Genomic DNA, 25,305 nt, shown 5'->3' with positions numbered 1-25,305 from the left:
CAGGTCATCGTTCGGGGCGCGTTAGAAAGGCGCGCACTTCCCGGAAGAACGCGTCCCTGTTCTCGATGAAGGGGAAGTGCCCTGAGGCCGGAATGGTAACCAGCCGGGCGTTCGGCATGGTGCGCTCCAGCGGGATGCCGCTGATCGAAGCCGCCGGCTCGTTGTCGCCATACAGGATGAGCGTGGGCGTACGGACGTCGGCGAGGCCGGGGAGCAGGTCGTATTCCGAGAGTTCGGGCCACAGGTAGCCGAAGCGGGCGCTGCGGTCCATGTAGTCGGGCGGAACATACAGATGCAGGCTGTCGAGCCGAGCCGCGTTATAGAACTGGGGCTTGAACGAGAGCAGCAGCAGTTGGCGGATGGCGTCGGGGTCACGGGCCTGGAAGGCGTCCGAGGCCATGATGGCGGCGCGCGCGGCGCTGTCCGCCGGCGTGTCGCGCCGGCTGAGTTCGGCCTCTTCCTGCTGCCAGAGGGCGACGCTCGGCGGCATGGGATCCAGCAATACCAGCGAACGGAGCGCCTCGGGGTGCGCCATCGCATACCGCATGGCGAGCTGGCCGCCCCACGAATGCCCCATGAGATGTATCGTGCCCAGGCCGAGCTCGGTCCGCAGCTGCTCGATGTCCTCGACGAACATCGCCATCGTGACGTCGGCGCTGTCGACTTGCGCGGCCGAGCGGCCGCTCAGGCGCTGGTCGAAGAAGATGAGCCGGTAGTCGTCGGCCAGCGGTGCGAGATGGGGGAGCAGGTACCCGTGCTCTAGCACCGGTCCCCCGTGGACGACGACGATCGGCTCGCCGGCGCCCATCTGTTTCACGTACAGTTCGGTGCCGTTGATGGGCATCAAACCGTCGGTGACGGCCGGCGATTCGCAGCCGCCGAGCACCAGTGCGACGAGCAGTATCCGAAAGAGCATATCGTTGTCCTATTGCTAATGGAGGAAATAACCACCTATTATCCCTTGAGTGCACCCTATCCTACACGAAAACCCCCGGCACGGACTTCTCCGGCAACCGGACCCACCCCGTTTGGCGGATATCCGCGGAAGACCTGCCTTTCATACAACCAATCCTCTGGAGGATTACCATGGACGTAGTAGGACTTCTTACCAGCCTGATCACTGGCGGCGTGGGCGGCAATCTCGCCGGCATGGCCTTGAAAGACAAGAGCCTGGGCACGCTGTGGAACACGATTGTAGGGATGATCGGTGGCGGACTGGGCAGTCAGGTGCTCGGCATATTGGGGATGGCGGCCGCGAATGGCGGCCTGGATCTGGCCAGTATTGCCAGTTCGACCGTCGGCGGCGGGGTGCTGATGGCTATCGTGGGCATCGTCAAGCAGATGATGGCCAGGTCGAAACAGCCGGCATAACCGTATCCGCCCCGTAAAGGACCTTGCCCCGCCTGGATGTCGAGCCTGGCGGGGCTTTTTTTGTCTCGTCAGGACACGGGCTCGTTCGTCTCTTCCTCCTCTTCCTCGATCTCGTCCGAATCGTCGGTGTCGTCCCCGTCGCCGGCAAACAGATCCAGGTCGATCTCCTCATCGTTGCCGTTCTGGAATCGACGGGTGCGCTCGAGTTCTTCGAGGAGATACCGCGAGGTCGCGGTGTCGGCGACGGCCACTTCCTCGGGGGTGCCGGCGCAGACGATGCGCCCGCCGTCGTTGCCGCCGGTCGGCCCCAGATCGATGACATGATCCGCCACCTTCACGACATCCATGTTGTGCTCGATCACGAGCACCGTATTGCCCTTTTTTACGAGGGCGCGAAGGACGTTGAGGAGGTGCCGGATGTCCTCGAAATGGAGTCCGGTCGTGGGCTCGTCCAGAATGTACAGGGTGCTTCCCGTGCCGGGCCGGCTCAGCTCCTTGGCCAGCTTGACGCGCTGCGCCTCGCCGCCGGACAGCGTGGTGGCCTGCTGGCCAAGCCGGATGTACCCCAGCCCCACGGAGTCCAGCGTGCGCAATTTGCGCTCGATGCGCGGGACGTTCTCGAAAAACGACAGCGCCTCGGAGACGGGCATCTCGAGCACGTCGGCGATGCTCTTGCCTTTGAAATGCACTTCGAGCGTTTCCGCGTTGTAGCGCTGGCCCTTGCAGGTGTCGCACTCGACGTACACATCGGGCAGGAAGTTCATCTCGAGCTTGACGATGCCGGCGCCCTTGCACGTCTCGCAGCGGCCGCCTTTGACGTTGAACGAGAAGCGGCCGGCCTTGTACCCGCGTATTTTCGATTCCGGAAGCTGCGTGAACAGGTCGCGGATGTGCGAAAAAAGCCCCGTGTACGTGGCCGGGTTGGAACGCGGCGTCCGGCCGATAGGGCTCTGGTCGATGTCGATCACCTTGTCGATGTGCTCCAGCCCGTCGATATCCTTGTAGGTGAGCGGCACCAGCATCGCCCGGTGGAAATGGTTGGCGAGGATCGGATACAGCGTCTGGTTGATCAGGCTCGATTTGCCCGATCCCGAGACCCCCGTCACGCACACGAAGGCGCCGAGCGGGAGGCGCAGCGTATCGCCTTTCAGGTTGTGGCCCGTCGCTCCGGTAAGCGTGAGCCAGTGTCCGTTGCCGGCGCGGCGCTCGCGCGGCAGCGAAATCGTCCGCTCGCCGGTGAGGTAGGCCGCAGTCAGGCTGTTGTGCCCGTTGAACCCCTTGACGAGCCCGGCCGGCGCGGAGCGCCCGACGATGTGCCCGCCGTATTCCCCCGCGCCCGGGCCGAGGTCGACCACGAAGTCCGCCGCCTCGATCATCTCGCGGTCGTGCTCGACCACCAGGACCGAATTGCCCATGTCGCGCAGCTGGCGGAGGGACGCGATCAGTTTGTCGTTGTCGCGGGGATGCAGGCCGATGCTCGGCTCATCCAGGATGTAGAGCACCCCGACGAGTTGCGTCCCGATCTGGGTCGCCAGCCGGATGCGCTGGCTCTCGCCGCCCGAGAGGGTGCGCGCCGGCCGGTCGAGGTTGAGGTAGCCGACGCCCACGTTGATCAGGAAGTCGAGCCGCTCCCGGATCTCCTTTACGATCGGGCGCGCGATGATCCATTCGCGCTCGGTGAGGAGCAGCGTCTCGAAATAGGCCCGGAGCGAAGCGAGGTCCATGCCCACCAGATCGGCAATGTTTTTTTCGCCCAGCCGGAAAGCGAGGCTCTCCTTCCGGAGCCGGCCGCCGCCGCACTCGCGGCACGGCATGGCGCGCATGTATCCTTCCGCCCAGCGACGCGCCGTCACCGAAGTCGAGTTGCTGTACGTGTGCCAGATGTGCTGATGGACGCCGCCGAACCGGTGCTTGTAGGCGACTTCGCGGTTCTTGTATTTGTAGACGATCTCGAACTGCTCCTCGCCGGCGCCTTCGAGAAGCACCTTCATCTGCTCCGGCGTGAACTGGTTGAGCGGCGTGTCGAAATCGAAGCCGTACAACGCCGAGACCGCGTTCAGCTGACTGAACATCCAGATGTCGCGCGGCTTGCCGATGGGCTCGATCCCGCCCTGGGCGATGGTCTTGGTCGGATCCGGGATGATCAGGGCATCGTCCAGCTCCTGCTTCGTCCCCAGCCCGTTGCATTCGGGGCAGGCGCCGTACGGAGAGTTGAACGAGAAGCTGTTCGGGGAGGGGTCTTCGTAGGAGAGGCCGTCTTCGGGCGAAAAGAGGTGCCGGCTGAAGAGATAGTCCTGCATCGCCTCACCGTCCAGCACGGCGGCGATCACGGTGCCGCCGCCCATCCCCAGCGCCGTGTCGATCGACTGGCTGAGGCGGCTTCGGATGCCCTCCTTGAGCACGACACGGTCCACCACGACCTCGATGTCGTGTGTTTTGTACCGGTCGAGCTTCATCCCCTCGGTGATCTCGATCAGCTCGCCGTTTACGCGAACGCGCGTGAAGCCCTGCCGGCTGATCTGTTCGAACAGTTCGCGATAATGCCCCTTGCGCCCTTTTACGACAGGCGCGAGCAACAGCAGCCGGGTGCCCTCCTCGAAGCCGGCGATGCGGTTGATGATTTCGTCGTCGGACTGCTTCCGCATCGGCGTGCCCGAGATGTAGGAATAGGCGGTCGCGGCGCGGGCGTAAAGGAGACGCAGGAAGTCGTAGATCTCCGTGACGGTGCCGACGGTGGAGCGCGGATTCCGGCTCACCGTTTTCTGCTCGATGGAGATGACCGGCGAGAGCCCGTCGATGAAGTCGAGGTCCGGCCGCTCCATCATGCCGAGAAACTGGCGGGCATAGGCGCTCAGGCTCTCCATGTAGCGGCGCTGCCCCTCGGCGTAGATCGTGTCGAAGGCGAGGCTGGATTTGCCCGATCCGGAGAGCCCGGTGATCACGACCAGCTGGTCGCGAGGAATGTCGAGGTCGACATTCTGGAGGTTGTGTTCACGCGCGCCCCGGATGATGATGCGCTCGTCCATGCTCTTCGCCGTTGAAAAAGGTGCTTGTAAGCTCGAAATGCGGGTTGCCGTGCCGGCGCAAGCAACTCGGGTGCCGGTTGACGATCTTTACTTGCGGGACGCCGACCGAATGCGGATCAATCCACGTCCATGGAATTTAAAAACAACCCTTTGAGTTTCCGGATCGTACACATGTTTTTTACACATCCCACTGTTTCCTTCCGCGCCGGCGTGATCTTCCTCATGGCGGGCGGGCTGCTTTCTGCGTGCGAACGCGAGCAGGATCCGGAAGCGATATCGCCCTCGATGGCCGTCTATTTCGAGTCGGTGGGGCAGGGGCAGTCGGCCGCCTTTACGGATACGATGGAGGTGGTGGTGCGCGATTCGGTCGCGTGGGCGCGTCTTGAAGGCCAGCTGGATACCGTCCTGCCGATCGAGCGCATCGATTTTTCGACGACGATGGCGTTGCTGGCGGCGGTGCCCACGCCGATGGGCGGGACCAACATCCTGTTCGAATCCGTCGAGGACGACGGTGCTTCGCTGATCGCTACCTACTCGATCGGGATGCCCGGCCGCGACTGCCGCGTCATCGACGGACACGCGGTGCCGTTCCAGGTTGTGATCGTGCCACGCAGCGATGCGCCCGTTCGTTTCGAGCACGGGGCCGAGCTGTATCCCTGCACGCTGCGCTAGATCGAGCGCTCAGACCGACGCGAGATCGGCGTGCGCCAGCGTCGGATGGTCCACGCGGACGTCGCTTTCGATATTGCCGTCGCGCAGACGCACCACGCGGCGGGCATGCTGGGCGATGTCTTCCTCGTGCGTGACGACGAGCAGGGTGTTGCCCTGGCGGTAGAGCAGCTCGAACAGGTGCATGATTTCGTCGCCGGTCTTCGTGTCGAGGTTACCGGTCGGCTCGTCGGCCATGAGGATCGAGGGGGAGTTTACGAGGGCGCGCGCCACGGCGACGCGCTGGCGCTGGCCACCGGAGAGTTCGTTCGGCTTGTGGTACATGCGATCGCCCAGTCCCACGCTCGCGAGCGCCTGCTCGGCCCGCTCGCGGCGCGCCGTCTTGCGCATGCCGGCGTAAACCAGGGGCAACTCCACATTCTGCAGGCAGTTGACGCGTGGCAGCAGGTTGAAGGTCTGGAAGACGAACCCGATTTCGCGATTGCGGATTGCGGCCAGCTCGTTGTCGCTCATCTCGCTCACGTTCTGGCCGTTGAGGTAATACGTCCCGCTGGTCGGCGTGTCGAGGCAGCCGATGATGTTCATCATCGTCGATTTGCCCGAACCGGACGGCCCCATGATGGCGACGTACTCGTTGACGTCGACTTTCAGCGACACGCCGTCGAGGGCGCGCACTTCCTGGTCGCCCATCTGGTAGACCTTGGTCAGGGTGCTGAGTTCGATCAGCGATCGGTCGGAATGGCTCATGGTCGCGCGGCTCGTGTGCGGTTTAGCGGGGCCCGAAGGACGCACGATTGGTGCGTTCGTCGACCTTTACGGAAGCATCTGGCTCAAGTTGCCGGCTCACGGCGCTATACGGCCCGATGATGATTTTTTCGTCCCCCGACAGCCCGCCCTTGATCTCGATGTGCGTGTCGTCGGAGATGCCGGTTTCGACTTCCACCATCTTCGCCTTGCCGTCGGCCATGACGAAGATGACTTTGCGAAGGTCCTCGACGGAGGCCTCTTCCTGGCCGGCGGAACGCATGGGCGTCTCCTCGGCTTCGCCGGCGCCTTCACCCGCTTGCGCGTCGCCCTCGCTCTTCTTCAGCTTGTTGAAATCCCGAACGGTCACCGCCTGGATCGGCACGACGAGCGCGCCGTCGATCGTCTCGGTGAAGACGTCCACCGTGCCGCTCATGCCGGGACGGAAATTCGGCGATTCCTGGGGCGGTGTCGGCACTTCCTCCATCTGCATCCCCCCGTGCCGGGACATCATCTCCGACACCTCGAGGTTGTGCGCGTCGACGATCCGGATCTTGACCGGAAAGTTGGTGACCTGCTCCTGGGTGCCGGCGCCCGTCACGCGGGCCGAGTTCGCGATCTCGGTCACCACGCCGCGGAAGCTCCGTTCCGGATAGGCGTCGACCTCGATCCGCGCGGAGTCGTTCAGGGTCACGTTGACGACGTCGTTTTCGTTTACGTCGACCTCGATCTCCATCTGATCCAGCTTGGCGAGCCGCATCATCTCGGTGCCGGCCATCTGGCTGGTGCCCACGACGCGTTCCCCGAGTTCGACCTCCAGCATGCTGATGGTGCCGCTCATCGGGGCATAAATCGCTGTTTTTGCCAGCCGCTCCCGCATCTCTTTCAACTGCGCTTCGCTGCTCTTTACCGAATATTCGGCGGCTTCGTGCGCGGCGCGGGCGACCTCATACTGGGTTTCTGCGCGCTGGAACTCGCTTTCCGAAACGGCCTGCTTCTCGAACAGGCCGCGCTGACGCTTCAGTTCCAGTTCCGCATTGAGCAGGTCGGCGCGGCGCTGGGCCAGCATGGCCTTGGCCTGGAGCACGCTCGCCTCGCCCTGTTCGACCTGCGCGACATAGTCGTCCTGCCGGATTCGGGCCAGCAGCTGGCCTTGCTCGACGAAGTCGCCTTCGACGACCGGAAGCGCCGTGATCTCACCCGGCACGTCGGGCGAAATCTTGACCTCGATTTCCGGCTGGATCTTCCCCGAGGCCGTAACCGTCTGGGTGATGTCGCGGCGTTCGAGGTCGACGACTTCCACCGAGATGGCGGTATCTTTTTTACCGAATACGCCGGCCGCCCTCAAACCCGCCAGACCGCCTGCTACCACCACAAGACCAATCACGAGGTAGATGATGATGCGTGTAGCAGAATTGGATTTCTTCGCCATGAATGAATTGCCCGAAAGGCGTGTTGTTTACGTCAGAAGCGATCGAGGCTCCTTTCGGAGCCTCGTATTAACCGCTAAAGGATGTTATGGTTGCTGAAAGAGCGTCTCGGTGGGATTAAGCCGGCCCATGTAGTAGTCGATCAGCTTTTTCTGAAAGAGGAAATCGTACCGGGCCTGGGTCCGGTCGCTCGATGCCTGCACGAAGCTGGCGCGCGCCTGGGACAGTTCGACGAGCGTCGCCGCGCCCACGTTGTAACGCTCTTGCTCCGCCGTCAGGGCCTGCTGGGCGGCGATCAGCTGTTTCTCGGATACGTCGAGGCGTTTTTCGGCGGACACGTAGTCAAGGTACGATTGCCGCACGTCGAGCGCGATGTTCTGCTGCAGGTCTTCCAGCGCCAGGCGGGCGTTGTCGTACTGCACCTTCGACTGCTGGATGTTGTTGGACGTCGTGAAGCGATTGAAGAGCGGGACGCTCAGGTTCAGCCGCAGGTTGCTGGCGCGCTGGGTGTCGGTGAACTGGTCGAAGAAGTTGGCGCCGGAACGGTCGAAGATCCCGCTGTTCGCGCCGGAGCTCGTCGATACGCCGAAGCTGAGCTGCGGCCAGTAGCCGGAACGTGCGGCCCGGATGCCCTCGCGCGACGCGACGATGTCGGCTTCCCGCGCGCGGAGGTCGGAACGCAGGTCGAACGCCTGCTGGAGCATGTTCGGGACGTCGTACTGTTCGAGGATGAGATCGGCGTCGGTGACTTCGGGCGAAACGAATTCGTAGGCGCCGAACGGGTCGAGCTGAAGCACCTGGATCAGGTTGACTTCACCGAGTTGGTAGAGTCGCTCCGCGTTGATCAGCGTCAGCTCCGCATTGGCCGTGCTGGCCTGTTGCTGGTAGAGGTCCGAAATTGGGCGGGATCCCACGTTCGTAAACTCTTCGATCTGGATGAGCTGCTGGCGCTGCGATTCGAGGTTCTCCGTCTGGATCCGGATCTGCTCGCGGCGCTCGAGGAGCGTCAGATAGCTGGACATGACGTTGAACACAACCGTCTGCCGCTGGCGCGTCAGGTCATGATCGCTTGCCTCGAGGGAGTTTTCCGCCTGGTGCAACGAGGCCGTCCGGCCGAAACCGTCGAACAGCACTACGTTGCTCGAGAGCGAGGCGCCGAAGTTCTGGGTCGTGGTGTTGATGACGCCGAACTCGCCGGCGAACGAACGACCGTAGTTTTGCGATCCGTTGCTGTTGAACTGCAGGTCCGGGAGAAACTGGTTACGCTGCCGGCTCAGGCCGATGGCGTCGAACTCGCGGTTGTTGGCCGCCCGCTGGAGGGAGACGTTTTGCTCGAGCGCTATGCGGACGGCTTCGTCAAACGTGATACGCGTCGGGTTCTGGGCGGCGGCCGTATGCGGGGCGAACCCGAGGGCGACCAGGATCAGGGCGATGCCCGTAATAATGCCTGCGATAGGCCGGCGAAGGGCTTGTGTTGAGGGCATGGACTCCATCATAGAGGTTTCGTGACAATCCTGAGTAGTGGTACCGGTTCTGCTCGGTTGCGTATGGCGCGGTATCGCCCTACAGGACGACAGGTGGTCTGGTCGCATTCCCCGGCCCGTTGCTATCCGATGCCGATCGGGCGGACGGGGAATACGGTGCGCCGCAGTCGATTCACATCGGTCCTTTACGCCGAGACTTTTCAGTTGTTACGCCGATGCGGAGGGGGAGGGATTCGAACCCTCGATACCCGCGAAGGTATGCTGGTTTTCAAGACCAGTGCATTCAACCGCTCTGCCACCCCTCCGTAAACGCACATCGCACACATGGTATTATGCCTGAAAAGCGCGTATTCTACGCGAGAGCGATAGGGCTGTTCAGAAATCTGGTCCTGCACGCTATTTTTAACGTTCTTAACGTTTTCTTGCCATTCTCAGGTGCGCGCGCCTGATCATCTACCGTACAGCCATGGAACCAACGAAGAGCCCGGGAGAAGTCAGGCTGGAGATCGATCGCGGCATCGCGGCGATTACCTTCAGCACACCGATCCACAACGCCATGCCCGGCGTCATTCTCGCGTCCCTGGCGGCGGCGATCGACGACGCCGGCGCGCATCCGGATGTGCGGGTGGTCATCCTGCGGAGCGGAGGCAGCCGGACCTTCTGCGCCGGCGCGAGCTTCGACGAACTCGCGGCCATCCGTGACGAAACAGCCGGCAGGGCCTTCTTCATGGGCTTCGCGCGCGTGATCGATGCCTGCCGGCGATGCCCGCGCCTCATCATCGGCCGCATACAGGGCAAGGCGATCGGCGGCGGCGTCGGGCTGGCGGCGGCGGTCGACTATGCGCTCGCGTCCGAACACGCCTCGATCCGGCTCAGCGAATTGTCGATCGGCATCGGCCCCTTCGTCGTCGGGCCGGCCATTCAGCGGAAGATCGGGGCGGCGGCCTTCGGGCATCTGGCGATCGATGCGTCCAACTTCAAGTCGGCATCCTGGGCGCAGGAGAAAGGACTTTTCGCCGATGTTTTTTCGACGGAAGAAGGTCTGGAAGAGACCGTAGTCAGCATGGCTGAGCGCATCGCGGCGATGAATCCCGATGCCACGGCGGCGTTCAAACGGTTGCTCTGGGAGGGGACGGACCACTGGGAGACCCTGCTGCCCGAGCGCGCGGCGCTGAGCGGCCGGCTCATCCTGTCCCCCGAAGCGCAGGCGGCGTTGCAGAAGTATCGGTAGGGGAAGGGGTTCGCTTCGCTCACCGGTCAGGGGTTCGCTTCGCTCACCGGTCAGGGGTTCGCTTCGCTCACCGGTCAGGGGTTCGCTTCGCTCACCGGTCAGGGGTTCGCTTCGCTCACCGGTCATCGGTCATTGGTCATGGGTCACTGGTCATGGGGGGATGTGGGTCGATAGGTGATTTGCTGACGTTCCGACCTGCCAACCTGCGAACCTGTAACTTGCCAACCTGTAACCTGCGAACCTGTAACCTGCCAACCTGTAACCACTCGCCTACAGCCGCACCATTTTTCGGGAGATGAAGGCTTCTCCTGTTTGGAGGCGGACCACGTAGATGCCGGGAGGGACGCGTTGGCCGCGCGCGTCGAGGCCATCCCAGACGGCTTCCTGCTCGCCGGCGGGGGCTGTGCCGTTGAACAGGGTGGCGATGCGTCGGCCCTGGAGGTCGAACAGCTCGATGGAGAGGTGGCGTTCGCCGGCCGGGACGGTGTAGCGAATCGTGCTTTCGTCGCGGAAGGGGTTGGGGAACGTGGGATGGAGGACGAAGCCGGCGAGCAACTGCTCCGCGCGCTCGGCGGATGTTGCGGTGGGCAGCGGCTGGAACGCGACGCTCCGCGGCACCTGAAGCCCGCCCTCGGTGATGGTGCGCACGTAGTTTCTGTCGGCGTCGAACTCGACGATCAGGTGCTTGCTGAAGGACGTGGAGAACAGATGCCCCCGATCGTCGAAGGCGATGCCCTGTGGCGCGGAGAGGTCCGTATGCGTGATCGTGCCCTGGACGGCGCCGGTGGTGTCGAACACCACGATGTTGTTCGAGCTTCCACCGGAGATGTAGAGCAGGTCGTTCACATCGCGGGCGATGCTCATCGGGCTGAGCAGGTTGCCGCCCGTGAACGAGGTCACGAACTGTTCGTCAGGGTCGAACTTCATGATGAGCGCGTTGAGGGCGCTCGATACATAGATGTTGCCGTGGGAGTCGAAGGCGACGCAGTTGGTGCCATTGAGCGTGCCTCCGGTGAAGGAGCGCAGGTAATTGCCTTCGAGATCGAAAACCACGACCTGGTCGTTGTTGAAGCTGCCGACGTAGAGTTCGCCGGCCGGCGAGATCGCCATCCCGGTCGGGCCGTCCAGCTCCGCGTGCGTGAACGAGGTGATGAACTGCTCGTCGATGCCGAACGCCAGGATCTGGTCGTTGCTCTGGCTCGCGACATAGATGCGGTCGTTGGGTCCGAAGACGATGCCGCGTGTACCGGAGAGGTCGTCGTGCTCGATGTCGCGCAGGTAGGCGCCGGTTGAGTCGTATACCGTAACCTTGTCGCCACCGTAGCTGGAGACATACAGCGCGCCCGTACGCGCCGGCGGGAGCCGCGTTTCGGCCATGAACGTGTGGCCGGCAAAGGCCAGCAGGACGAGGGCGGAAAGGGCGGAAAAGAAGGTAGGCTTCATGGTCGGCGGCAAGGAAAGAGGGGGGACATGGTGAATACCCGGTCCGGCGAAGGGATACATTCCCTAATTGTCTCGCCGGCGATGCCGTGCGGAATGGCCTTCTGCAAGCAAAAAAGCCCCGGAAGACGACTTCCGGGGCTTTAGCGGAGAGGGCGGGATTCGAACCCGCGGTACGTATTGCTACGTACGTCGGTTTAGCAAACCGGTGGTTTCAGCCTCTCACCCACCTCTCCGGGGCTGACTGAAAACGGTATGTATGCGTGCAACGCACGATCTGGGGCGTGGTTCGCTCGCCGGCGATCATTTTTACGCCGATGCGAGCGCGTCCGCGCCGCTCGTAATTTCGATCAGTTCCTTGGTGATCGCGTCCTGACGGGCCCGGTTGTATTTGAGCTGGAGGTCGCGCAGCAGGTCTTCGGCATTGGACGTGGCGTTGTCCATCGCCACCATGCGCGCACCCTGCTCGGCGGCATTCGATTCCAGCAGCGCGCGCCAGATCGTGAAGTGTAGAAAGCGCGGCACCAGCACGTGAAGAATCGAGATCGGTTCGGGCTCGAAGATGTAATCGACCGACTGCCCTTCCTTCTTCGTGGCTACGTGCTCCACCTCCTTTTCCATCACGGGCGTGCGGAACTGCTCGGGCGGAATCGGGAGGACAGGTTCTACGATGCGGTTCTGCGAGATGGTGTTCTTGAATTCGTTGTACACCACGTGCACTTCGTCCCAGCGTCCCTCCTCGTAGCCGTTCACCGCCGTGTTCGTGATGCGGCTGGCGTCCTCGTAATCGAGGTCGTTGAACACGCCGCGGAAGTCGCCCACCAGCTGGAAGTTGCGGCGCTTGAAATGCTCGTGCGCTTTACGCCCCACGCAGATCAGATGCAGCGTGCCGGCTTCCTGGTAGCGCTGATAACGCTCCGCAATCGTCTGCTCCGCCAGCTTGATGATGTTGGCGTTGAAGGCGCCGGCCAGGCCGCGGTCTGCGGTGACGATGATGAGCAACACGCCGTTCACTTCGTCGCGCGGCTTGAAAAGCGGGTGCGCCGTCGGGTCGATGTGCTGCTTCAGGTGGCTGATGATCTCCCCGATCTTGTAGGCGTACGCGCGCATCTCGAACGTGCGTTCCTGCGCCTTGCGCAGCTTAGCGGCCGCCACCATTTTCATGGCGCGCGTCACCTGCTGGGTGCTTTTTACCGAAGAGATTCGCTTGCGGATATCGCGAAGGCTCGCCATAACTAACGGGTTTCAGGTTTCACGTGGCGGATTCCGGGTGGCCTGTCGGGTTCGCGCGCAGGATGCGTCCGTCGGAAGCAGCCGGCAACGTCAGACCCGACACCTGGAACCCTCAGCTGTTGACGAATACGTTCGCGAGATCCTGGGCGACTTTCTTGAGCACCTGCGCGGCCTCGTCGCTCATGGCGCCGGTCTTGGTGATGCTTTCCAGCACGCCGGCGTGCGAGAGGCTCAGGCGTTCGATGAGTTCTTTCTCGAACTGCTTGATCTTGTCGACCGGGATGGCGTCGAGCAGGCCCTGCGTCGCGGCGTACAGGACGGCGATCTGGTTCTCGACGGCCACCGGCTGGTACTGGCCCTGCTTGAGCACTTCGACCAGGCGTTCGCCGCGGCGAAGCTGGCGCTGCGTGGCGGCGTCGAGGTCCGAGCCGAACTTGGCAAAGGCTTCGAGTTCGCGGAACTGGGCGAGGTCCAGGCGGAGCGTGCCGGCTACCTTTTTCATCGCCTTGGTCTGCGCGTTGCCGCCGACGCGGCTGACCGAGATACCCACGTTGATGGCGGGGCGGACGCCGGCGTTGAAGAGGTCGGCCTCCAGGTAGATCTGGCCGTCCGTGATCGAAATCACGTTCGTCGGGATGTAGGCGGAGACGTCGCCGGCCTGCGTTTCGATGACCGGAAGCGCCGTAAGCGAACCGCCGCCCTTGATTTTGCCCTTGAGCGAGGCCGGCACGTCGTTCATCTGCCGGGCCACGCTATCGGTCGCGTTGATCTTGGCGGCGCGTTCGAGGAGGCGGCTGTGGAGGTAGAACACGTCGCCCGGATACGCCTCGCGGCCCGGCGGGCGGCGCAGGAGCAGCGACACCTGGCGATACGCCACGGCCTGCTTCGACAGATCGTCGTAGATCACCAACGCGTGACGACCTGTGTCGCGGAAGTACTCGCCGATGCAGGCGCCGGCGAACGGCGCGATGAACTGGAGCGGAGCCGGCGCGGACGCCGGCGCATTGACGATCACCGTGTAATCCATCGCCCCGTTTTCCTCGAGGGCGCGGCGCACGCTGGCCACAGTCGAGTTCTTCTGACCCACCGCCACGTAGATGCAGAAAACCGGCTTGTCGGTCTGGTGCGTCGACTTCTGGTTGATGATCGTGTCGATCAGCACCGCGGTTTTACCCACCTGGCGGTCGCCGATGACGAGTTCGCGCTGGCCGCGGCCGATCGGGATCATGGCGTCGATGGCCTTGATGCCGGTCTGCAACGGCTCGGTCACCGGCTGGCGGTAGACGACGCCCGGCGCCTTGCGCTCGAGCGGCATGTCGAACGCCTCGCCGCCGAACGGCCCACGGCCGTCGATCGGGTTGCCGAGCGGGTCGATCACGCGGCCCAGCATGCCTTCGGACACCGGGATCGAAGCAATCCGGCTCGTGCGGCGGGCTTCGTCGCCCTCCCGGACCAGGTTGGCTTCCCCGAAGAGCACCGCGCCGACGTTGTCCTCTTCCAGGTTGAGCACCATGCCGGTGACGCCGCTGGACGGGAAATCGATCAGCTCGCCGGCCTGGACGTTCGCCAGGCCGTAGATGCGCGCGATACCGTCGCCAACCTGCAGTACGGTACCTACTTCGTAGATGTCCGTGCCTGCTTCGAAGCCGCCCAGTTCCTTTTTCAGGACGGCGGTCACTTCATCGGGTCGAATTGCCGTTGCCATAAATCTCTATCTCAAAATTGCGTTGTGCGTTGGGTGCGGGCGTCAGTTCAATACGGGTCAGTTCGAGGACAGCGCGCGCTGCTCCAGCTGGTCCTTCAGGCGCGATAGCTGATTCAGGACGCTCCGGTCGTACACCGTGTCGCCCACGCGGACCACGACGCCGCCGATGATCGACGGATCGATGCGCGTCTCCAGCCGCACGGTTTGCCCCGTGAGCTTTTCGATGGCGCGAGCCAGCGTCTGTTCTTCGGCCTCGCTCAGCGCGATCGCGACGCGCGCCTCGGCGCGCACCACGTTCATGTGCTCGTCGCGGAGCGCATGATAGCTCCGGGCCACGTCGGAGAGCAGATACTCCCGCCGCTTCTCGACCAACAGCACCAGAAAGGACAGGGTCACATCCTGGAGCCGCGTAGCGAACAGCTTCTTGATTACATCGCCCTTTTTGTCGGCGTTCAGAATCGGGTCCGCCAGGAAGCGCGTCAATTCCGGTGAACCGTGCAGGCTCTCCAGAATCATCGCCACGTCCTCGTCGACGCGATCGACGCATTGCTTCTGCTCCGCCAACTCATAGAGCGCGCGGGCATAGCGCCGGGCAATCGTCTGGCTCATGGTGTTACGGTTTAAGGATCAAGGTTCCAGGTTCAACGAGATAAGGAATGTGACGGGATCACGCTCCTTAACCCTTGAACATCGAACGTTGAACTCAATTCTTGGGCAGCTCGTCGATGAACTGGTCGACGAGTTTGCGCTGCCGGTCGGAGTCCATGTTTTCGCGCAGGATCTTGCCGGCCGCATCGATCGCCAGATCGGTGACCTGCTTGCGCAGCTCCTCGATGGCGCTCTGTTTCTGCTGCTCGATATCGGCCGCTGCGGCCTGACGGATCCGGGCGATCTCTGCCTGGAGCTTGTCCTTTTCGGTCGCGCGGATCTGTTCGGAGGCCTCGCGGGCTTCCCGAAGGATCGTCTGGGCCTGCTGCTCGGCGTTGCGCCGGGCCACCTCGTTGTCCGACTGGATCTGGCGCGCTTCGGCGAGCGCCTTTTCGGCGCGGTCCATCGACTCCTGGATCGTCATTTCCCGCGTTTCGAGGGCCTTCGAGATCGTAGGCCAGGCGTAGCGGGAAAGCAGCACCAGAACGGCGATGAACGTCAGCGCGGTCCAGATAGCCAGACCGGGGTCGACTTTGAGGAGAGCCGGCGTCGGGTCGTCGGACAGGAGGCTGACAAGCATCGTTGCCAACATCATACGTTCGTAGCGTTAAGGGCTTTCTGCCGGCAGGGTCCGGCGCCATCTCGATGGACCGGACCGCATGCCGGGGCAAAAAAACCGGATGTGACGGCTCAGGGCTGCGCGATAAAGAAGAATACGAGCGCGAAGATTTCGGCGAGGATCGCGACGCCTTCGATAAAGGCGCTCAGCAGGATGGCCGTGCCGCGAATGTCGTTGACGGCTTCCGGCTGACGCGCGATGCCTTCGACCGCCGAGCCGCCGATGCGCCCGATGCCCAGTCCGGCCGCGAGAGCGGCGCCCAGAAGCCCGATACCTGCTGCGATGTAAGCTAGACCTAAGTTACCCATATGGTTTGAGGTACGTTGTCGTTGGTGATTGATTGAAACTCGTTCCGGTGCGTGTCGCGATCAATGCGCGGCGTGGGCAAGGCTGCCTGCCGACGCTGACTCGGACGCGTACTCGTCGTCGTGGTGATGCTCCTCGCGAGCCATGCCGATAAACACGGCGGAGAGCATCGTAAAGATATAGGCCTGGATGAAGCTCACCAGGATCTTCAGCACATAGATAAAGATGGTCAGCGCCATGCTGAAGACGATGATGATCGCATTCAGCGGTCCGGACAGCCACATCGACTCGATCTGGTTCACGATCGGCGCGAAGATGAAGATGAGGCCGAGCAGGCTCACGATGGCGATGTGGCCCGAGATCATGTTGCCGAAGAGACGGAAGGCGAGGGCGATCGGCTTGGTGAAGATGCCGATGATCTCGATGGGAATGAGGATGAACTTGATGGCGACCGGCACGCCCGGAGGCCACAGGATGTGCTTCCAGTAGTCCTTGCTGCCCGAGAACTGGGTGATGATGAACGTGAAGAACGCCAGCGTTCCGGTCACCATGATGTTCGAGGTGGCCGTTACGCCCCACGGCACCAGACCCAGCAGGTTGCCCAGCAGGATGAAGAAAAAAGCGGTCGTCAGATACGACGTGTATTTCGCGTAGTGCGCGCCGATCGCCGGCTTCGCGATCTCGTCGCGGATGAAGAGGATCAAGACCTCCATCATGTTTTGCCAGCGGCCCTTCGGCGCCTGTGTCACGCCGTAGCCGGCCCGGTAGCGCGCGGCCAGCCGGAACGCGATGATGAGCAGCACGAGGGCCGAGATAAACACGAAGAGGATCTGCCGTGTGATCGAAAAGTCGATCACCATCGAACCGGCGGCCGGAACCAGCTTGTAGTAGAGGTGCCGGTGCCCGGCTTCCATCAGCTCGTGCACCTCCTCGGCGTGCATCGGATGCCCCTCGACGTCCAGCAGCGTGTAGTCGCCGTGCTCGAGCGCGCTGTGCGTGGAGCCGAAGGCGTCGAACCGGAGCCCGCCATCCGCGCCGCGGACCAGCAGCAGGCGCGGCAGCTCGATGATCTTGTGCCCGACCATCAGGTCAAAATAGTACCCGTCGGCCGAGTGCCCGACGGCGTCCGGGTTGCTCTCGTCGTCCGACGCGGCGGCCGGAGCGGGAAAGGCGGATACAATGAGGATGAGCGCGGCGGCGAATAGAGCCCGAAGGCGACCGCTGCGTACCGAATGTATAGGCATGCTAAAAGCGCTTACTGCTTAACGGAGCCGGACTTCGACAGGAGCCGGCGGTACAGAATCCACACCTCGAGTCCCAGGCCGAGCAGGATGGATCCTGCCAGGGCGGACGCGAACGCGACGATGTGGACGGGCACAAAAAGTAGAACGGCGCTGACTACGAGGAGCACGACGACCATGCGCAACAGCATGCCGCCGAAGACAAATAGCAGAAACCGATTATCCTGGAATCGATTCGCCAGGTTAACCACGCCGAAAACGGCCGCTCCATAGAGGCCGCCGATGACGAAACCCAGCAGCAAGCCGAACCATACAGTCGTTACCATCGGATGGATCTGCTCGTCTTCAAATACAGCTCGTTCAAAAGAACCGCCTGAAAAACGCACTAACGCCAAGAAAGCGCCCCGATAACAGGGTTTTTCCGGTGAATTCTAAATGAAAGCGCCTCCGGGGCGCGGAATCAGCCTTCTGCGTCTTTTTCGCGGGCGTCGTGTTCCTGACTGAGCTGCGCGTTGATGCGGAAAAACAGGACGAACATCGTGACGATGCCGAGCCCTGCGCCGAGGAGGGTGAGCCAGGGCAGGGTTCCCAGACGCCGATCGAGGAGGAGACCTATGCCCACATAAAACGCCACGGACACACCGGCCTGAATGCCGAGGCCCAGGAAACGCTGTGCGCCTCCCAGGCCTTGGAGCCAGTGTGTCGGGCGGGGGGATCGGGGTGAGGAAGCCATCGCGGCGGTGCGCGATCAGCCCTGGCCGGCGGCTACGCGTTTTTCGTTGTGCTGCGCGTTCGCCTGCGAAACGGGATGCACCTTGGCCGTCGTGCCCGTCTCCTTCGTCATCTGGCACTTGCCATTGAAGATCGAGCCTTCCTCGACGATCAGGCGCGCCGCCTCGATGTTGCCGTCGACGCGCGCGGAGCCCTTGAGAACCAGGAGCTCCTTGATCCGGATCTCTCCCTGGACGCTGCCCGCTACCTCGGCGTTGGTCGCCATCATCTCGCCCTCTACGACGCCCTCCGTCGCCACGATGGCCTTGCCACCGACGTGAAGCTTGCCGACGATACGACCGCTGATGCGCAGGTCGCTTTCCGAACGAAGCGTACCCTCGAATACGGTGCCCTCGCCGATCATATTGATCTGGCTGGGGGAGGGCATGCTGGTTACTTGCTGCCTTGCCATGGGTTCTTGTTTATTGCTACCGAAAAGTGCCATAACTGGTGGAGTTTGCGTGGATAGAGCGCTACCACCCTACGAAGAAATAGCGCGGGTCCTGGGCCAATCCGTTTAGCCAGAGCTCAAAGTGCAAGTGTGGGCCCGACGTAATTTCGCCGGAATTGCCACTGAGCGCAATCGCTTCGCGGTTTCTCACCCGGTCGCCGACGCGTTTTAATAATTGTTGGGCGTGCTTGTAAACCGACACGTAACCGTCCGCATGCTGGACGGAGATGGTATAGCCGCCCTCGTGCGTCCAATCAGCGAAGATGACGTAACCGTCGCCCACTGCTCGGATGATGCTGCCTTCTTCAGCCGCGACATCGACGGCGTAATGACCTGTCCTTGCGTCGAAGCCCCGCGTCAGAAAACCTTCGACGGGGGGTAACGCCGGGAACTGCACGCTCGAAAGATACTGTGCGCCGGCGGTTGCCGCCAACTTTGGGCCCGGAATAAAATTCGCCGGCATGCTCGGGATCGTCAGCGCCGGCTGCTCGTGGTCCGTCCAGAACGAGGACGACGGCTCGAACGTGCTCCGGGATTGCTGGCGCTGCGCGATTGTCGCGTTGCTCACGGGTTCCTCGGCCTTCGCGAACAGCGTCGAATCGACATGCCCCATCATGAGCGAGCGCAACTGGCTGGCGTAGCTCAGCTGGGCCTCGAGCGAATCCCGCAGCGACGCCACGCGCAGGGAGTTGACCACGATCTGCCGCTGCATCTCGGCGGTGCCGTTGCTCGGGATCAACTCCCGCAACGGGGTGAACGCCACGACGCTGATGGCCACCGCGCCGGCCAGGAGGAGCGAGAACAGCCAGAACTGCACGAATCGGCTCGATTTGACCCGATACTGCCGCGGATCCTGGATCTGCCGCTCATCCATCACGATGATGGTGTAGGTGCTCCGGATGCCCCGGATGAATTCGGACAGAAACTTGAACAACATCTCGCCCTGAAAGGTAACAACCCAGACACGATCCACCTCCCGGCATGCCGTAGAGCGAGGGGATCACGAACGTGAAACTATAATGTAATAGGCGTCCGATAGATCCTTGCGGGAAACATTACGCGGAGCCGTATGGTTTATGGCGGGCGAAAAAATCGCGCCAAGTTCACTCTTTTCAAGTCTTACTAACTATGCCACAGCATAAATCAGCGGCGAAACGCGTGCGGCAGACGGAGCGGCGCACCGAAGCGAATCGGATGCATCGCAGCAAGATGCGCACCTTGATCAAACGATTGACCTCCGAGAAGGATAAGGAAAAGGCGCTGGCGCTTCTGCCGGCCGTCAAGGCCTATCTGGATCGCCTGGCTTCCAAGCGCATCCTGCATGCCAACAAGGCGGCGCATTATAAGAGCCGGCTTGAAAAGAACGTGAACGCGCTCAGCTGAACACGCTGAACCCGGCGACGATCCACTCCCACCGCCTTGTCCCGATTCACAGGAATCGGGGCCGGATACTTCGCCAGAGGGCCGGCGGTGCGCGTTTTCACCCGTTGAAGTCGCGCAGGGATCGCGGTTGCGATCCTTCGCTGTAACGCCGTTGCAGCGCTGGAATGCCAGCTATGGCCGGGTATTTGCTGGCATGTTTACTTAAAAAGGGGCTATTTTATCACCCACGCCCTTGATTACGCAGAATTTATCGTAATTTCTGGCAATTACGGTCTTAACGTGCTTAATTTCCCGGCCGGCAAAAGGTCCTTGCGTCGAGCGATCGCCTACCCGACGCGCGAGACGGAATCCATTTACCGGCATTATCACATATCTCTCAAGGAGAAAAACGACATGATGAAACAACTACGCTCCTCGCTTTTGCTCACGGGTGTGCTTTTCATCGGTGCCTTGAGCATGGTCGGTTGCAAGACCGCAGTCGAGGTTCTTTCGGTGACTGGGCCCGACAGCTTGAGGACGAATGAAAGCGGCACCTTCATGGCGAACATCAATGAAGATGCCAGCGAACCCATCGAGTACAACTGGAACTTTGGCGACAGCCGCACCGGCATCGGTCAGTCCACCAGCCACTCGTTCGGCCAGCCCGGCACCTATACGGTGACCGTTACTGCCACGAACAAGAAAGGCCCGGACTCCGGCGAAACAACGGTTGTTGTTTTCCGCCCGCCTGTGCCCGCTGAAATCGTAACGATCAGCGCCAACCCCCAGAACCCCAACACGCGTACCCCGGTGAACTTCACCTCGAACGTGCGGGGCGATGTGCCGTTGACCTATCGCTGGTCCTTCGGCAACATGGGGAGCAGCACCTCGGCCAATCCGAGCTATACGTTCGACACGCCGGGCACCTATACGGTGTCCCTGACGACGACGAACAGCGCCGGCTCGGACACGCGTTCGATGACGATCACCGTCGACGTGTTCGAAGCGGAATACTGCAGCGAAGTCATCGAAATGAACGCCGCGTACTTCGCCCGCAACTCGAGCGTCCTCACGCCGGAAGCCCGCGCCGCGCTCCAGGAGAACCTGCAGATCCTCAACGACTGCCCGAATACGTCGGTCCGCGTTGAAGGCTATGCGGCTCCGGGCGAACGCAACGCGCAGAGCCTCTCGGAAGACCGCGCGCGCGCCGTCGAGCAGTTCTATGCGGACAATGGCATCGCCATCAGCCGCGCCATGGCCGTCGGCAAGGGCCGCGTCTCCGGCACCACGAGCAAGAAGGAAGGCATCGAACAGTATCGTCGTGTAGACACGATCCCGGTTCGTTAAGCCACGCTTTCTGACACGTGTCCGTCTTGAAAAGGGGGATTCGCCGATTCGGCGGATCCCCTTTTTTTATGGGGTGCGGGCGCCGGCCGCACGCCTGCTGGAACATTGCTACCGTGGGGCTTCTTGAATGTGACGAATATCAGCTGACAGCATTCACATCCCCTCATCACATCCGTCCGTTCGGTCCGGATGACGCCATGAAAGGCTCGATCCTTCGCATATTCGCGTTTATCGTTGTATTCCTCCCCGTCGTCAGCCCCGCCTCGGCGCAGCGTGTCCCGTTCCGCGGATCGCAGGCGCATATCGGCGTCGCCTTCGGCATGTTCACCTACTACGGCCGGGAAGATCTGTCGCAGGCGCGCTCTTCGTCCAACTACACCCACGCCAGCGACCCTGCCGTAGTGCTGCTGGGGTCGTTCCCGATCGTGCGCGACCGGTTTTTCTTTCGCGGGATGTTCGGCCTCACGAACCTGAGCGACTTCGGGGCGAAAGGCGCCAGCGCGACGAATGAGTTTTTGCAGCGCGAGCTGTTCTGGTTCGAGCCGCAGGTCGTCTTTACGCCGCTGCCGGGGTCGAAAAGCCGCTGGCTGCCGTATGTCTACTCCGGGTTCGGCGGCCTCATCGCCAATCCGTTCGGCGCGCCCACCGGGCAGCTGAATCAGCCGGGCGGCTTGCAAAACGGGCCTTCGCGTTCGGTGTTTACCATTCCCGTGGGCCTGGGGATGAACTACGGACTCTCGCCCCGATTCTCGGCCTTCGTGGATGTAAGCTTCCGGGTCAATTTTAATTATGTGGTCCGCAACGCCGCGAACCGCAATCCGCACAACACGTCGCTCGTGCTCGCCGGCCTCAAGTTCAACCTGCGCCGCATCGAAACCAAGATCGACGAGGTGCCGCCGCTACCCCTGCCGGATCCCATGACCTTTCCGCCATACGAACCGCCCGCGCTCCCGCAGGAAACCCTGCCGGATCGCTGCGTCATCGTGCAGCTGAACACCATCTATTTCGATCCGACCGAGACGACCCTCTCGCCGGCGTCCCGCGCGCTGCTCGACGAGAATGTCGAGGCGCTGCTCGCCAACCCGGCCTGCTGCGTCAAGGTGGTCGGCTACACCGAGGGCGGCGACACGCACGAAGAAGCCTATCGCATCGCCCGCGAACGCGGCGAATTTGTCTTCGACTACTACGTCGGCGGCGGCGTGGCGGAAGAACGCCTCGCGCTGCGTGCCGTGGGGGCCGCCCTGCCGTGCAACCTCAAGGAGGATCCGTCGTGCGCGCTCAACCGGCGTGTCGAATCGGAGATGGCGGCCTGCACCTCGTTCCCGGGCTACCGCGAACCGTAACGCCGGAGGGCGTATCTTGCGGATCCCGCCCCCGATCCCTGCCCGTACGCCATGCCTGGATTCGACACCGCCTCACGCCGGCGACTCACCGACGCGCTCAAAACCGAAGCGCGCCGGCTGGGGTTCGACGCCTGCGGCGTCTCTCTGGCGGAGCGGCTGGATGACGAGGCGCTGCGCCTCGAACAATGGCTCACCGAAGGGCGCCACGGCACCATGGGGTGGATGGCGAATCATTTCGACAAACGCGTCGATCCCCGGCGCCTCGTAGACGGGGCACAGACGGTCATCTCCGTACTGCACAACTACTACCAGCCGGCAGAGCATCCACCCGATCCGGACATCGGCCGGATCAGCCGGTACGCCTGGGGCGACGACTACCACGAGGTGCTAAAGGAAAAACTCCTCGAACTCTACGCCTGGCTCGACGACGAAGCCGGCGGCATCTCCGGTCGCGCCTTTGTCGATTCGGCTCCGGTGATGGATAAGGCCTGGGCGCGCCGCGCCGGCCTGGGGTGGATGGGCAAACACACTAATCTCATCAGTCGCACCCTCGGCTCGTATTTTTTTATCGGCGAATTGATCGTCGACGTGCCCCTCGAACCCGACGGCCCCATCCCCGATCATTGCGGCTCCTGCACCCGATGCATCGACGCCTGCCCGACCGACGCGATCTACCAGCCCTACGCCGTCGACGCCAACCGGTGCATCGCCTACCTCACCATCGAACATCGGGAAGACGATATCCCGCCGGCTCTCCAGCAGCAGCTCGGTAACTGGATCTTCGGCTGCGACATCTGCCAGGATGTGTGTCCCTGGAATAAGTTCAGGAAGCCGACCCGGGAGCCGCGGTATGCGCCCCGCGAAGGCATCGTCGATACGGAGCTTCAGGAATGGATCGAGCTCGATATCGAAGCGTTTCGACAGCGTTTTCGGAAGAACCCGGTTAAAAGAACCAAATTCGAAGGTTTTATCCGGAATGTGCGTATGGCGTTGACGCCGGGCCGGGCCGACGATGCGGCGGATATGTAGGTGAATCCCCGCTTTTATTTCAGATTCGTGTGAGGTATGTTCTCGGTCATGTTAGCCCGTCGTACATACCTCCGCTCGGCGTTTATACTCGTCACCTTCCTGACGGGAACTGTGCTCGCCCCCCTATCGCACTATGCCTTCATGGCGTGGAGCGATGTGTACGTCGCGGCTTCCACCCATCATCACGCCGCCGGGCATGCCCCGACGCAGGTCATGCCGGAGAAGATGCCGACCCGCGCCATCTTCATGGACGGGCCGATGGCGTCGATTACGTGCGAATACGCCGCGCTTTTTGCGACCTTCGCGGCTCCCGCTGTGCCCACGCCCATCGAGCACGGCCGGCTTAGCGCACAGGGTTACACACCGCTCCCTCCGGTGGCGTCGATCTCGTATAATGCTCCTCGCGCATTTCAGTCGCGTGCACCTCCCTTTTATCACACCATAGGTTGAGCGTACGGCGCCCCTTGTGGCGTCCTGACGGCCCCGGATCTGGGGCCGCCCCAGCGTCTTTGCGCTTTCAACCCTGCATGGTCCCCATCTGGAATCCTTAATTCCGCGGACGACCGGCACGCGTAGCATCGCTTGCCCGGCTTCCTGGCGCTTGTCTGGCTTCGAGGTAAGCACGGGCTACGTCGTGTCGCCGCATCCTCCCGCATTCACCTTTGGATTGTGATATTCCCATGACCGCGACTACCTATTTCCGCTCTGGATTGATCGCCCTCATCCTGATCACCTTTGCCGCCTGCGATACGACCGTACAGGACGATGAGCCGGCAGCAGTCAATTTCGATCTGGAAGCCGTTTTTAACGGTACCCCGCTTATTGCAGACGGGGTTCAGCAGTACACGCTGAACGGCCGCACGTTGACCATTGCGTCGGCTCGGATGTACCTCTCCGGCATTACGCTCGTCAAGGAAGATGGCACAGAGCATGTCCTTCTGGCCGAGACGCCGCTGACGACAGTGGCCAAGCTGACGGACGGCACGGATGTGGCGCACACGGTGGACGAAGAGATTGTCCTCGTCAAACATGACGCCAGCATCTCCAGCTATCACCTGGGGGACGTTGATCCCGGCACCTACAAGGGCTTCAAGGTGACGATGGGGATCGGCGGTCTCTCGAACAATGTGGATGCTTCCCAGATTCCTGAGACGCACCCCCTCGGCATCCAAACCGACCGCAACAACCACTGGTCGTGGAACGCCGGCTACATCTTCCTCCGTCTCGACGGCCTCGTCGATGCCGACGGCGACGGCACGCCGGAATCGCAGTGGGATGTCCACCTGGGCACGCCGATGTTCCTCAACACGATGACGTTCGATCAGGAATTCGAACTCGGCCCCGGTTCGGAAAACGATCTTCACGTCATCATCGACTATGCCGCGTTTCTCGGTGATCTAGACTACAGCGATCCGACCCAACACATCTGCCATACGATGAACAATATCCCGGTGGCAGAAAAAGTGAGCGCGAAGACGCCGGAAGCCTTTGACTTCCACGGCGTGCACGTTCTCTCCGGAGACCACACCCACTGATAGCGGTGGCGGGCCGGGGCGTATCAAGCGCTCCGGCCCGGCCCCACGCGGCCGAGGTGCGGTCATGCGAACGCTTGTTGGTTTACTTCTATTGCTCGTTTTCGCCGGTTGCGACCTCGCGGCGCCAGACCACGCCGACGAAGTTCGCCTCCGGGTGCCACCGACGTTTCCGCCGGTGCCGGTACCCGATTTTAATCCCCTGGACGAGCGGAAAGTCGAACTGGGCAAACGGCTCTTTTTCGACCCGATACTCTCGGCGGACCGGACGATATCGTGCGCAAGCTGCCATGATCCGGAACGTGCATTCGCGGATCCGCGCC

Annotated in this window: 26 protein-coding genes and 2 tRNA genes; 9 read left to right on the top strand and 19 right to left on the bottom strand. The window is 62.3% G+C overall.

Annotated elements, in window-relative coordinates; all coding sequences use genetic code 11:
• Positions 1-4: 4 nt before the first annotated feature.
• Complete coding sequence (locus R2834_22050) at positions 5-916, bottom strand: alpha/beta fold hydrolase (GenBank protein ID MEZ4703030.1); 912 nt, start codon at positions 914-916, stop codon at positions 5-7.
• A 170-nt stretch (positions 917-1,086) separates the two neighbouring features.
• On the opposite strand from R2834_22050, the gene R2834_22045 reads away from it, so the two are divergent.
• Positions 1,087-1,371: a hypothetical protein gene (locus tag R2834_22045; GenBank protein ID MEZ4703029.1), complete on the top strand. Its 285-nt coding sequence runs from the start codon at positions 1,087-1,089 to the stop codon at positions 1,369-1,371.
• Between the two features lie 68 nt (positions 1,372-1,439).
• Here the strand turns inward: R2834_22045 and uvrA are convergent, their stop codons facing one another.
• Positions 1,440-4,397: an excinuclease ABC subunit UvrA gene (gene uvrA / locus R2834_22040; protein ID MEZ4703028.1), complete on the bottom strand. Its 2,958-nt coding sequence runs from the start codon at positions 4,395-4,397 to the stop codon at positions 1,440-1,442.
• Between the two features lie 171 nt (positions 4,398-4,568).
• Here uvrA and R2834_22035 point away from each other — a divergent pair, with 171 nt between their 5' ends.
• A complete protein-coding gene (locus R2834_22035; GenBank protein MEZ4703027.1) occupies positions 4,569-5,069 on the top strand; it encodes a hypothetical protein in 501 nt (166 codons plus the stop codon).
• 9 nt (positions 5,070-5,078) lie between these two features.
• Here R2834_22035 and R2834_22030 read toward each other — a convergent pair whose 3' ends face one another.
• The 4 genes from R2834_22030 to R2834_22015 form a co-directional block, all read right to left on the bottom strand.
• A complete protein-coding gene (locus tag R2834_22030; protein ID MEZ4703026.1) occupies positions 5,079-5,813 on the bottom strand; it encodes an ABC transporter ATP-binding protein in 735 nt (244 codons plus the stop codon).
• Positions 5,814-5,835: 22 nt separating this feature from the next.
• Complete coding sequence (locus tag R2834_22025) at positions 5,836-7,242, bottom strand: efflux RND transporter periplasmic adaptor subunit (protein MEZ4703025.1); 1,407 nt, start codon at positions 7,240-7,242, stop codon at positions 5,836-5,838.
• Positions 7,243-7,326: 84 nt separating this feature from the next.
• Complete coding sequence (locus R2834_22020; GenBank protein MEZ4703024.1) at positions 7,327-8,724, bottom strand: TolC family protein; 1,398 nt, start codon at positions 8,722-8,724, stop codon at positions 7,327-7,329.
• 218 nt (positions 8,725-8,942) lie between these two features.
• Positions 8,943-9,029 (bottom strand) — tRNA-Ser (locus tag R2834_22015).
• A 161-nt stretch (positions 9,030-9,190) separates the two neighbouring features.
• Here R2834_22015 and R2834_22010 point away from each other — a divergent pair.
• Positions 9,191-9,955 (top strand): enoyl-CoA hydratase/isomerase family protein, encoded by a 765-nt coding sequence (locus R2834_22010; GenBank protein MEZ4703023.1) that lies wholly within the window; start codon positions 9,191-9,193, stop codon positions 9,953-9,955.
• Between the two features lie 270 nt (positions 9,956-10,225).
• Here R2834_22010 and R2834_22005 read toward each other — a convergent pair whose 3' ends face one another.
• The 12 genes from R2834_22005 to R2834_21950 form a co-directional block, all read right to left on the bottom strand.
• On the bottom strand, positions 10,226-11,398 hold the full coding sequence (locus R2834_22005) for a T9SS type A sorting domain-containing protein (GenBank protein MEZ4703022.1): 1,173 nt from the start codon (positions 11,396-11,398) through the stop codon (positions 10,226-10,228).
• A 144-nt stretch (positions 11,399-11,542) separates the two neighbouring features.
• Positions 11,543-11,631: transfer RNA gene (locus R2834_22000), tRNA-Ser, on the bottom strand.
• 73 nt (positions 11,632-11,704) lie between these two features.
• Positions 11,705-12,628, bottom strand: a complete 924-nt coding sequence (gene atpG / locus R2834_21995) for an ATP synthase F1 subunit gamma (GenBank protein MEZ4703021.1) — start codon at positions 12,626-12,628, stop codon at positions 11,705-11,707.
• A gap of 112 nt (positions 12,629-12,740) precedes the next feature.
• Entirely contained in the window at positions 12,741-14,333 is a 1,593-nt protein-coding gene (atpA, locus tag R2834_21990) for a F0F1 ATP synthase subunit alpha (GenBank protein MEZ4703020.1), read from the bottom strand.
• 57 nt (positions 14,334-14,390) lie between these two features.
• On the bottom strand, positions 14,391-14,942 hold the full coding sequence (locus R2834_21985; GenBank protein MEZ4703019.1) for a F0F1 ATP synthase subunit delta: 552 nt from the start codon (positions 14,940-14,942) through the stop codon (positions 14,391-14,393).
• Between the two features lie 94 nt (positions 14,943-15,036).
• Positions 15,037-15,576, bottom strand: coding sequence for a F0F1 ATP synthase subunit B (gene atpF / locus R2834_21980; protein ID MEZ4703018.1), 540 nt, complete (start codon positions 15,574-15,576; stop codon positions 15,037-15,039).
• A 95-nt stretch (positions 15,577-15,671) separates the two neighbouring features.
• Positions 15,672-15,908 carry an ATP synthase F0 subunit C gene (gene atpE, locus R2834_21975; GenBank protein ID MEZ4703017.1) on the bottom strand — a complete coding sequence of 79 codons (237 nt, stop codon included), beginning with the start codon at positions 15,906-15,908 and terminating at the stop codon, positions 15,672-15,674.
• Positions 15,909-15,968: 60 nt separating this feature from the next.
• Positions 15,969-17,150: a F0F1 ATP synthase subunit A gene (gene atpB / locus R2834_21970; protein ID MEZ4703016.1), complete on the bottom strand. Its 1,182-nt coding sequence runs from the start codon at positions 17,148-17,150 to the stop codon at positions 15,969-15,971.
• Positions 17,151-17,161: 11 nt separating this feature from the next.
• Positions 17,162-17,473: a hypothetical protein gene (locus tag R2834_21965; protein MEZ4703015.1), complete on the bottom strand. Its 312-nt coding sequence runs from the start codon at positions 17,471-17,473 to the stop codon at positions 17,162-17,164.
• 134 nt (positions 17,474-17,607) lie between these two features.
• On the bottom strand, positions 17,608-17,880 hold the full coding sequence (locus R2834_21960; protein ID MEZ4703014.1) for an AtpZ/AtpI family protein: 273 nt from the start codon (positions 17,878-17,880) through the stop codon (positions 17,608-17,610).
• Between the two features lie 15 nt (positions 17,881-17,895).
• Positions 17,896-18,306 carry a polymer-forming cytoskeletal protein gene (locus tag R2834_21955; GenBank protein ID MEZ4703013.1) on the bottom strand — a complete coding sequence of 137 codons (411 nt, stop codon included), beginning with the start codon at positions 18,304-18,306 and terminating at the stop codon, positions 17,896-17,898.
• Between the two features lie 85 nt (positions 18,307-18,391).
• Positions 18,392-19,306 carry a M23 family metallopeptidase gene (locus tag R2834_21950; GenBank protein ID MEZ4703012.1) on the bottom strand — a complete coding sequence of 305 codons (915 nt, stop codon included), beginning with the start codon at positions 19,304-19,306 and terminating at the stop codon, positions 18,392-18,394.
• A 191-nt stretch (positions 19,307-19,497) separates the two neighbouring features.
• Between R2834_21950 and rpsT the strand changes: the two genes are divergently transcribed.
• From rpsT to R2834_21920, 6 genes are all read left to right on the top strand, one after another.
• A complete protein-coding gene (gene rpsT, locus R2834_21945; GenBank protein MEZ4703011.1) occupies positions 19,498-19,752 on the top strand; it encodes a 30S ribosomal protein S20 in 255 nt (84 codons plus the stop codon).
• Positions 19,753-20,145: 393 nt separating this feature from the next.
• Entirely contained in the window at positions 20,146-21,078 is a 933-nt protein-coding gene (locus R2834_21940) for a PKD domain-containing protein (GenBank protein MEZ4703010.1), read from the top strand.
• 197 nt (positions 21,079-21,275) lie between these two features.
• Complete coding sequence (locus R2834_21935) at positions 21,276-22,421, top strand: OmpA family protein (protein ID MEZ4703009.1); 1,146 nt, start codon at positions 21,276-21,278, stop codon at positions 22,419-22,421.
• 51 nt (positions 22,422-22,472) lie between these two features.
• On the top strand, positions 22,473-23,450 hold the full coding sequence (gene queG / locus R2834_21930; GenBank protein MEZ4703008.1) for a tRNA epoxyqueuosine(34) reductase QueG: 978 nt from the start codon (positions 22,473-22,475) through the stop codon (positions 23,448-23,450).
• Between the two features lie 111 nt (positions 23,451-23,561).
• Positions 23,562-23,900, top strand: a complete 339-nt coding sequence (locus tag R2834_21925) for a hypothetical protein (GenBank protein MEZ4703007.1) — start codon at positions 23,562-23,564, stop codon at positions 23,898-23,900.
• Positions 23,901-24,130: 230 nt separating this feature from the next.
• Positions 24,131-24,985: an MbnP family protein gene (locus R2834_21920; GenBank protein ID MEZ4703006.1), complete on the top strand. Its 855-nt coding sequence runs from the start codon at positions 24,131-24,133 to the stop codon at positions 24,983-24,985.
• An 88-nt stretch (positions 24,986-25,073) separates the two neighbouring features.
• On the opposite strand, the gene R2834_21915 is transcribed toward R2834_21920, so the two are convergent.
• The coding region (locus R2834_21915) for a hypothetical protein (GenBank protein MEZ4703005.1) at positions 25,074-25,305 on the bottom strand (232 nt) is incomplete at its 5' end.

This window comes from Rhodothermales bacterium (assembly GCA_041391505.1).
Lineage (GTDB): Bacteria > Bacteroidota > Rhodothermia > Rhodothermales > JAHQVL01 > JAWKNW01.
Note: the sequence above shows the minus strand (reverse complement) of the source record. Positions and strands in the feature narration are given on the sequence as shown.

Coding starts and splice junctions, on each gene's coding strand:
- R2834_22050 (MEZ4703030.1), bottom strand. CDS start 916: ATGCTCTTTCGGATACTGCTCGTCGCACTGGTGCTCGGCGGCTGCGAA.
- R2834_22045 (MEZ4703029.1), top strand. CDS start 1,087: ATGGACGTAGTAGGACTTCTTACCAGCCTGATCACTGGCGGCGTGGGC.
- uvrA (MEZ4703028.1), bottom strand. CDS start 4,397: ATGGACGAGCGCATCATCATCCGGGGCGCGCGTGAACACAACCTCCAG.
- R2834_22035 (MEZ4703027.1), top strand. CDS start 4,569: ATGTTTTTTACACATCCCACTGTTTCCTTCCGCGCCGGCGTGATCTTC.
- R2834_22030 (MEZ4703026.1), bottom strand. CDS start 5,813: ATGAGCCATTCCGACCGATCGCTGATCGAACTCAGCACCCTGACCAAG.
- R2834_22025 (MEZ4703025.1), bottom strand. CDS start 7,242: ATGGCGAAGAAATCCAATTCTGCTACACGCATCATCATCTACCTCGTG.
- R2834_22020 (MEZ4703024.1), bottom strand. CDS start 8,724: ATGCCCTCAACACAAGCCCTTCGCCGGCCTATCGCAGGCATTATTACG.
- R2834_22010 (MEZ4703023.1), top strand. CDS start 9,191: ATGGAACCAACGAAGAGCCCGGGAGAAGTCAGGCTGGAGATCGATCGC.
- R2834_22005 (MEZ4703022.1), bottom strand. CDS start 11,398: ATGAAGCCTACCTTCTTTTCCGCCCTTTCCGCCCTCGTCCTGCTGGCC.
- atpG (MEZ4703021.1), bottom strand. CDS start 12,628: ATGGCGAGCCTTCGCGATATCCGCAAGCGAATCTCTTCGGTAAAAAGC.
- atpA (MEZ4703020.1), bottom strand. CDS start 14,333: ATGGCAACGGCAATTCGACCCGATGAAGTGACCGCCGTCCTGAAAAAG.
- R2834_21985 (MEZ4703019.1), bottom strand. CDS start 14,942: ATGAGCCAGACGATTGCCCGGCGCTATGCCCGCGCGCTCTATGAGTTG.
- atpF (MEZ4703018.1), bottom strand. CDS start 15,576: ATGATGTTGGCAACGATGCTTGTCAGCCTCCTGTCCGACGACCCGACG.
- atpE (MEZ4703017.1), bottom strand. CDS start 15,908: ATGGGTAACTTAGGTCTAGCTTACATCGCAGCAGGTATCGGGCTTCTG.
- atpB (MEZ4703016.1), bottom strand. CDS start 17,150: ATGCCTATACATTCGGTACGCAGCGGTCGCCTTCGGGCTCTATTCGCC.
- R2834_21965 (MEZ4703015.1), bottom strand. CDS start 17,473: ATGGTAACGACTGTATGGTTCGGCTTGCTGCTGGGTTTCGTCATCGGC.
- R2834_21960 (MEZ4703014.1), bottom strand. CDS start 17,880: ATGGCTTCCTCACCCCGATCCCCCCGCCCGACACACTGGCTCCAAGGC.
- R2834_21955 (MEZ4703013.1), bottom strand. CDS start 18,306: ATGCCCTCCCCCAGCCAGATCAATATGATCGGCGAGGGCACCGTATTC.
- R2834_21950 (MEZ4703012.1), bottom strand. CDS start 19,306: ATGTTGTTCAAGTTTCTGTCCGAATTCATCCGGGGCATCCGGAGCACC.
- rpsT (MEZ4703011.1), top strand. CDS start 19,498: ATGCCACAGCATAAATCAGCGGCGAAACGCGTGCGGCAGACGGAGCGG.
- R2834_21940 (MEZ4703010.1), top strand. CDS start 20,146: ATGATGAAACAACTACGCTCCTCGCTTTTGCTCACGGGTGTGCTTTTC.
- R2834_21935 (MEZ4703009.1), top strand. CDS start 21,276: ATGAAAGGCTCGATCCTTCGCATATTCGCGTTTATCGTTGTATTCCTC.
- queG (MEZ4703008.1), top strand. CDS start 22,473: ATGCCTGGATTCGACACCGCCTCACGCCGGCGACTCACCGACGCGCTC.
- R2834_21920 (MEZ4703006.1), top strand. CDS start 24,131: ATGACCGCGACTACCTATTTCCGCTCTGGATTGATCGCCCTCATCCTG.